General features: G+C 45.3%; 5 protein-coding genes. 1 reads left to right on the forward strand and 4 read right to left on the reverse strand.

Translation table 11 applies throughout. From position 1 onward, the window contains the following. Positions 1-19: 19 nt before the first annotated feature. The 4 genes from B0E43_RS08700 to B0E43_RS08715 form a co-directional block, all read right to left on the reverse strand. Positions 20-1,072: an asparaginase gene (locus tag B0E43_RS08700; RefSeq protein ID WP_077348657.1), complete on the reverse strand. Its 1,053-nt coding sequence runs from the start codon at positions 1,070-1,072 to the stop codon at positions 20-22. Positions 1,073-1,129: 57 nt separating this feature from the next. After that, positions 1,130-2,482: an anaerobic C4-dicarboxylate transporter family protein gene (locus B0E43_RS08705; RefSeq protein WP_077348659.1), complete on the reverse strand. Its 1,353-nt coding sequence runs from the start codon at positions 2,480-2,482 to the stop codon at positions 1,130-1,132. Between the two features lie 459 nt (positions 2,483-2,941). Further along, entirely contained in the window at positions 2,942-3,925 is a 984-nt protein-coding gene (locus B0E43_RS08710; protein ID WP_077348661.1) for a polysaccharide deacetylase family protein, read from the reverse strand. A gap of 168 nt (positions 3,926-4,093) precedes the next feature. Continuing rightward, positions 4,094-4,483 carry a four helix bundle protein gene (locus tag B0E43_RS08715; RefSeq protein ID WP_077348663.1) on the reverse strand — a complete coding sequence of 130 codons (390 nt, stop codon included), beginning with the start codon at positions 4,481-4,483 and terminating at the stop codon, positions 4,094-4,096. Positions 4,484-4,905: 422 nt separating this feature from the next. Between B0E43_RS08715 and B0E43_RS08720 the strand changes: the two genes are divergently transcribed. Further along, the gene (locus B0E43_RS08720) at positions 4,906-6,243 is read left to right on the forward strand and encodes a glycosyltransferase (RefSeq protein ID WP_077348665.1); all 1,338 of its coding nucleotides are present in this window, start codon (positions 4,906-4,908) and stop codon (positions 6,241-6,243) included. Positions 6,244-7,396: the final 1,153 nt, after the last annotated feature.

Genomic DNA, 7,396 nt, shown 5'->3' on the forward strand with positions numbered 1-7,396 from the left:
ACAGGGATTTTAATGCTAATTAATAAGTGAAAAATGCTTCCTGGAGCAGTTTTTTATCTTTTGAACGGGTAAGAGCAAGCATCAGCAATACTCTGGCTTTCTGGGGAGTCAGGTCATCGGAGACAATGGTTCCCAGTTCATCATCGTTGATTTCATCATGCAGCACCACTCGGCCTGACGGCGCGCGGCTGGCGCGGCAAACGATAATTCCTGCGGCCACTGCTCTTTTCACAGCATCCATATAGGCTTTGTTGAAGTTGCCATTTCCCACACCGGCAATCACAATTCCGTCGACTTTTTTGCTAATCAGAAAATCAATCTGGTCTGCAGGAGCATCTGCATACATCATGACAATTTCCACCCGTGGCAATTTGGTATCGACTGTCAATTGGATTGGCTTTGGAGGGTTGACTTCCCGCACTGCATTTGAATAGTACTCCACTCGACCATCATAAGCCGCACCGACTGGACCGGTATTGGGAGATCCAAAAGCATCGGTCTTGGTCGTACTCAACTTCATGACTTCTCTCGCATCATAAATACCCTCATTAAAGCTGACCAATACGCCGCGGCCCTTGGTTTCAGGATTAATTGCAACCGTAATCGCATCGTAGAGATTTTTGGGTCCGTCCGCACTGATTGCGGTGGCCGGTCGCATGGAGCCTGTCAAGACAATCGGTTTGTCGGAAGCAACCACCAGGTCCAGAAAGTATGCCGTTTCTTCCTGAGTATCGGTTCCGTGTGTGACCACAATGGCATCCGCTTCATTTTTGGCGAATATTTCATTGGCCCGAATGGCCAGTTTTTTCCAAATATCAACTGTCATATCCTGGCTGCCCACTGATGCAATCTGTTCTCCACTGATAGTGGCGATCTTTTTTACAGAAGGAATGGTACCAATGAGATCGTCAATCGGAATTTTCCCTGCCTCGTATCCTGCCCGGTCAGCAGATGCTCCGGCACCTGCAATAGTACCTCCCGTTGCCAAAATAATTACCCGTGGTAATTGTGCCTGCGCAAATACCTGGACTGTAAGGACCAAGAGTATCAAAATCGAAACTAACTTTTTCATATTTTCTTTGATTAAGATTTAATAATGTGTTTTTAATTTGTGGCTTAGAGTTATTGATTAAAATAAAAGAGACTGAATTAAAAGGCCTGCGAGAACAGCAACAGTGGTGGTAACCAAACCGGGTAACATAAAGCTGTGGTTCAGTACATATTTCCCGATTCGGGTTGTTCCGGTACGATCAAACTCGATTGCCATCAGCAGGGTTGGATATCCCGGAATAAAGAAATGTCCGTTGCATGCAGGGAAGAGTCCGATCAAATAGACGGGAGGCAATCCAAGCGCAAGCCCAAGAGGCATGAGCGCTTTGGCCGTCGATGCCTGGCTATACAGCAGCATACTTAATACAAACAGCGCGATGGCAAATGACCAGGGATAGGAAGCCACCAAACTTCCGAGGGTTTCCTGAATGGCAGCAAAATTATTATCCATAAAAGTTGCGCTCATCCATACCACCCCAAAAACTGCTATTGTCGCCTGACCTGCAGAGGAAAAAAGGCTCGCTTTGGTCACCTTACCTGCTGTTGTATTGGCAAACAAAATGATGAACCCAGTTGCTGCAAGCATGAGAATCATTATCATGGAAGGCATCAGCAAATGACCTGCTTCATTGACAGCGAACCCCGGATGAAATCCTTCTTTGTTTCCAAATTCTGGGAGCAATTGGGGAAATGATCCAAAAATTACCACTGACAATACCGCAAGGGCGAAAATGACCACCGCTTTGATGGCGCCTGGTGCCAATGTTGTGACTGTTCCCTGATCCTGTCCTTCCAAATTTTTGACAAATGCAGGGTCCTTCATTTTTTCAAGAAATTCAGGATCCTCACTGAGCTCCTTTCCCCGCTTCCACACAAACAATATCCCTACAAACATTCCTATCAAAGTAGCCGGAATCGCAATCATCAGAATATCAAAAAGCTTAATTCCTGATGCAGCAAGTACTGTGAGCATGGCAGCCGCAGCGGCAGAAACCGGACTTGCGGTGATGGCCATGTAAGCCCCGATCACACTCATACTCAAGGCGCGTTCAGGACGGATTCTGTTTTTGATTGCCACTTCTGCGATGATGGGCATGATCGAATAAGAAATATGGGCTGTACCTGCAAAAAGAACAAAAGCATAAGTAATGAGCGGACCCAGAAATGTGATTTGCCGAGGATTGCTCCTTAGAATTTTTCCTGCAACCTGAACCAAATAATCCATCCCCCCTGCGGCTTGAAGCGCAGCAGCAGCTGTGACTACGCTCATGATAATCAGCATCACCTCCAAAGGTGGGTCAGAGGGGACGAGGCCAAATACAAAAATCATGACCAACAGGCCGATCATACCCATCACTCCCAATCCGATCCCCGACATCCGAGCACCTATAAAAATGCAGATTAAGACGACGGCTAATTGAAGAAAAATCATAATTACTGCTGGATAAACTGATTAAAACACATCTACCTATTTTATTATTTCAAAAAGAAAAGAAATCCGAGCCGGTCCCTAATACACCACTTCTCCAGTCGAAAAGTCCTTATTTAACTATTAAAAAAGGATGATAAAAATCAGCTGTAAACAAAAAGTTTCTCATTCCAGAATTTATTAGTCAGTAAAAGTTTTTCCTTATCCAAACCTAAATAGGGAAAGATGTAGTCGGGTGGGGAGGCCGATTACAAAAGGAGAAAGATTCAAATTTGATGAGGGGTCATGGCGGCATATAGGGAGCAAGAATTGCCAAATGGTGGGCCTGAGAAACTTTTAAAGTAGTTTTATCTCCGCTTTTTTGGCTTAAGCCAAAAGGGCAAGCAGGAGCAAAGTTCCAAGCTTCTTTTTTAAGGCATAAACCAATTCAGGTCTGCCAAAGTCATGGCTCACTTTTGGTGTTTATGTCATGACCAGTAATGGCTTAACTTTCTCCCCCAGGTTTTTCATGTGCAGGGATTCCATGCCGTATTTATCCCTAAGTTCCAGGTAATGGTTTATAACTTCATCCAATTCAAGCAGGGATTGCTCGGGGTCATTGCCGAAATTATGAGGATGCCACCAGAGGTGGTAAATCTCTCCCAAGTTTGCGGTTAATTCCATTTCCCTTTTGATTCTGTTTAATCTCAAAGAATTCATCAGTCGATTATCCTTATTGAGTGGTCTTAAAATTCTGGATGCAGGAATGACTAAAGGTTCACCGGGGTAGGCCTGGATTTCAACTTGCTTATACGATGTCCTGTCTCCGATGCTGAAAAAGCAATCTGCAGATCTGAATAATTTCTTCGCCAGGTTTTCATTCTGGGTTTCCTGCCAATACCAGTTTTTAGGATTGCCCCGGACGTACTTGTAACCTTCTTCCAAACAAATGACGTGGTAGTGTTCATTGATGTGGTTTCGGGGGAATACCAGAGACTCAAGTGATACCCCAAACTTCTCTTTGGAAATTCTTTGAGTAGCCATAAGATCCTGGCGAAACTGCTCGGGACTTTGGCCACGCATCAAGGTATAGTAATGGGCAAAGGTGTGTGAGCCCAATTCCTGTCCCGGGGTATCCAGGATTTGGCGGATAAGTTCGGGAGCGAAATGGACTTCGGGTCGGATTCCGTTTTGCTTTGCCCATTCGTAAGCGGAAAAAGATTTGTTTCTGTAGGAGGGAATATACTTTGGGGAATATTCCTTCCATTCCTCCTCATTTTCGGCAAAGAGCATCCCCACTGTGGCCCAGGTAACCTCGATTCTATTTTTGGCAAACTTCTCCAACATCAAGGGTATTATTTTCCGGGTATTGGAAAAATACTCCGGCCTGAAGCGGGTACCTACCTTGTCAAAGATGCCCCAGAGGAGTTCGAAGTCGAGGGAGATGGTGAGGGTGCTTTTGTTCATTCGGAGATTAGAGAATTGAGATTGGGAGATTGGAGAATTGAGATTGGAGATTAGAGATTGGAGATTGAGAGATTGAGAGATTGAGAGATTATGAAATTTTGAGATTTAGAGATTGGAGAATTGAGATTGAGAGATTAGAGATTGGAGATTGGAGATTGGGATGAGGTTCTATTTTTTTAAGGAATTCAGATGTTCGCGTTTAAGATAAAAGATAAATCCGTTTAAAACCTTTATGGATTCAAGGACAAGGACTCTTAAGGAAGAATAAATTTCGTTGGAGATATATCCTTCATCTTTTGCCTCAATGAGATGATCAAGGATTTCACAAAGTGAACCTCTGGAATTGTAGTAAAACTTATTTGAATCAAGGTAATGGAACCTACCCCAGCCCTCTGCGATATTTGCTGTCGCAGACCTTGCCGCCCTGAGAAGCTGTGATTTAAGCTCAAATTTTTCAGAGTTAGGAAATAATGGTAGAACGACTGTTCTGATCTCATTTTTCAATTTGTAAGCTATTTGCCAGCAATTTAGATCTTCAAAAGTTTCGGAACGTTCCATATAATATCTCCAAAAAAAAAATTAAACTAATTCTTACTCTATACAGGCTTAAATTCTGGATTCATAGGTTTTTTGAGCTCGCACACTTCCCTATTTCCTTCCCCAAATCTCAAGTCTCCTATTCTCTTTTCTCCTATTCACTTGTCTCTTATTCTCCTAGTCTCTAGTCTCTTATTCTCCCATTCTCTTATTCTCCTATTCTCTAGTCTCAAATTCTCCGGTTCTCAAGTCTCTAAAATTAATCCCTCCGCCAACTCTCGATTTTTTTCTTCATCGAAAAAGCGGTTAAAGATCGGGTGAGACCAAGTTAAGAAAGCAAAAACACAATTTTTATTATCTCCCACTGTATCAATTTAAACGTTGTCAATTGGGCAGCAGACTTTGCAATTGTCGAAGAGCAGAAGCAATTTGCAGGCTGAGTTATGCAAGAATATCCGCCCAAACGAATTAAAGTCCTCCACCTGATCAAAAGCCTTGGTCGGGGTGGTGCCGAAAAGCTCATCCCCGAAACTGCCCAGGTTCACGATCAAAGCAGGTTTGAGTTTCATTGCCTCTATTTTTACCATCAGAAAAACAATATTTCCGAGGAGCTGGAGCAGGCCGGGATTACAGTTCATCACTTTCCATCGGGGAATTTGGGTCTCTTTTTCCAGGTAAAAAAAGTCCGGGAATTTGTGGTCGAACAGGAGTTTGACTTAATCCACGCCCACTTACCCTGGGCGGGCATTCTGTCCAGGTTTGTGGGCAGGAAATTGTCTATACCCATCGTCTATACCGAACATAATACCTGGGAAAGGTATAACCGGGTGTCCTATTGGGGTAACCGGGTAACATTTAAGGAGCAGGATGTGGCCATTGCTGTATCCAATGAGGTGGCCTTGTCCATGCAGCTGAATTTCATTTGGGCCCCCTATAGACGTGGAGGAAGGCTGAAGGTGAAAGTGATCCAGAATGGGGTGAATACGGAGGTTTTTAAAAAAGAAGTATCAAGTATTAAGCACCAAGAACCAAGAACTAAGAATCAAGATTTAAGTATCAAGATTCAAGTATCAAGTATCAAGAATCAGGAAACAAGTATTGAGAAGCAAAAACCAAGAACCAAAAACCAAAAACCAAGTAGCAAGAATCAATATCCAAGTATTGAGAGTGAGCTTAGAAGTATGGGGAAGGGTGATCTGGATAGCAATGAAGAGATGCGAAAAGCATTGGGTATTCCGGAGGAAGCACCAGTGGTTGGCAAGGTTGCTGTTTTTCGGACCCAAAAGCGGTTGTGGCTTTGGGTGGAACTTGCTTTGGCCATTTTGAAAGAATGTCCGGAAACCCATTTTTTGCTGGTTGGGGACGGTGAATGGAGGGATAGAATCCTAAGCCAGATTCAGAAATCAGGGAAAGAGGCCAATTTTCACTGGGTTGGGGTACAAAAGCAAGTGATCCCCTACCTATCTCTGATGGATATATACCTGAGCAGTTCAGAGTTTGAAGGTTTGCCAATCGCCATGTTGGAGGCAATGTCCTGCGAGGTGCCGATAGTGGCTACCCGTGCCGGGGGAATCGGAGAGGTAATTCAGCATGGGGTACAGGGATATTTGTGTGAGATTGAGGATTGGGAGAAGTTGGGGGAATATGCGGTCCAGTTGATCCGGGATCCGGAACTTCGGCAAAGAATGGCAGTTTCGGCCAGGGATCGGGTGATTGAAAAATTCAGCATGAAGCGGATGGTTGGGGAGTTGGAAGGGATTTACCGGGACGTGGTGAGGTAGGGTTTTCGGGTTGTCGGTTAGTCCGTTAAGGGTTAAAACGTTAAGCGTTAAGGGTTAAATCGTTAAGCATTAAGGGTTAAATCGTTAAGCATTAAGGGTTATCGAGTTGCCTGTGCTGAGCACCTGACCGACGAGAGTCGGGAAGTCGAAGCATCGGGTTGTCGGGGTTGTCGGTTAGTCCGTTAAGGGTTAAAATGTTAAGCGTTAAAGGTTCTCCGCTGCGCTAATGTCAAGTTGGGACGGGCCCTGAAGGGGCCATTTGTAAAAGCCGTGGGTGTGGTTCGACAGGCTCACCAACCGTGGTTCGACACTTCGACAGGCTCAGTGCAGGCAGCTCACCAACCGAGCTGAACCCATGGTAAAATAGAACATAGGCCAATTTCCTCGGCGAAGGAGTATGGAGTGGAAAAAGGCGGTCGATGCCGAGGAACGGAGATGGAGTATTAGGAGTTGGAGGGCTTTGGGTTAGGATATTCCAACCTCTAAAGTTAATTTCTTTTACGTCCTTTTGGCCCCGAAACAATCGGGGCAGGCATTGACCAAAAAGGACCAAAAGGTCAAGACGCAACCTGCCCTGCAAGCTGGCCCCTCGCTAAAACAGTCCACCGGACTGTTTCTTAACGCTTGGACCTCACGCGCAAACCCGGACGCCGGCCCGCTTTTGCGTCGGCCCACCGCGCCTTTCAGAACTGTGATTTGTATCTACCCGAGGCAGTGTGAGGAAGGGAATGAATTGTTGGGTTGTCGGGTGGTCTTGTTGTCGGATTGCAAATCCTATGATAGGACCTCGACATTGCAAATGTCGAGGAACAGGGCAGAAGTACAGATTGGAAAAAGGTGGTCGATGCCGAGGAACGGAGATGGAGTATTAGGAGTTGGAGGGCTTTGGGTTAGGCCATTCAAACCTCTAAAGTTAATTTCTTTTACGTCCTTTTGGCCCCGAAACAATCGGGGCAGGCATTGACCCAAAAGGACCAAAAGGTCAAGACGCAACCTGCCCTGCAAGCTGGCCCCTCGCTAAAACACTCCACCGGACTGTTTCTTAACGCTTGGACCTCACGCGCAAACCCGGACGCCGGCCCGCTTTTGCGTCGGCCCACCGCGCCTTTCAGAACTGTGATTTGTATCTACCCGAGGCAGTGTGAGGAAGGGA

This window comes from Algoriphagus sp. A40 (genome assembly GCF_002002735.1).
GTDB lineage: Bacteria > Bacteroidota > Bacteroidia > Cytophagales > Cyclobacteriaceae > Algoriphagus.

Bases quoted from the DNA above. Each gene is read 5' to 3' on its own strand.
- B0E43_RS08700 (WP_077348657.1), bottom strand. From the start codon at position 1,072: ATGAAAAAGTTAGTTTCGATTTTGATACTCTTGGTCCTTACAGTCCAG.
- B0E43_RS08715 (WP_077348663.1), bottom strand. From the start codon at position 4,483: ATGGAACGTTCCGAAACTTTTGAAGATCTAAATTGCTGGCAAATAGCT.
- B0E43_RS08705 (WP_077348659.1), bottom strand. From the start codon at position 2,482: ATGATTTTTCTTCAATTAGCCGTCGTCTTAATCTGCATTTTTATAGGT.
- B0E43_RS08720 (WP_077348665.1), top strand. From the start codon at position 4,906: ATGCAAGAATATCCGCCCAAACGAATTAAAGTCCTCCACCTGATCAAA.
- B0E43_RS08710 (WP_077348661.1), bottom strand. From the start codon at position 3,925: ATGAACAAAAGCACCCTCACCATCTCCCTCGACTTCGAACTCCTCTGG.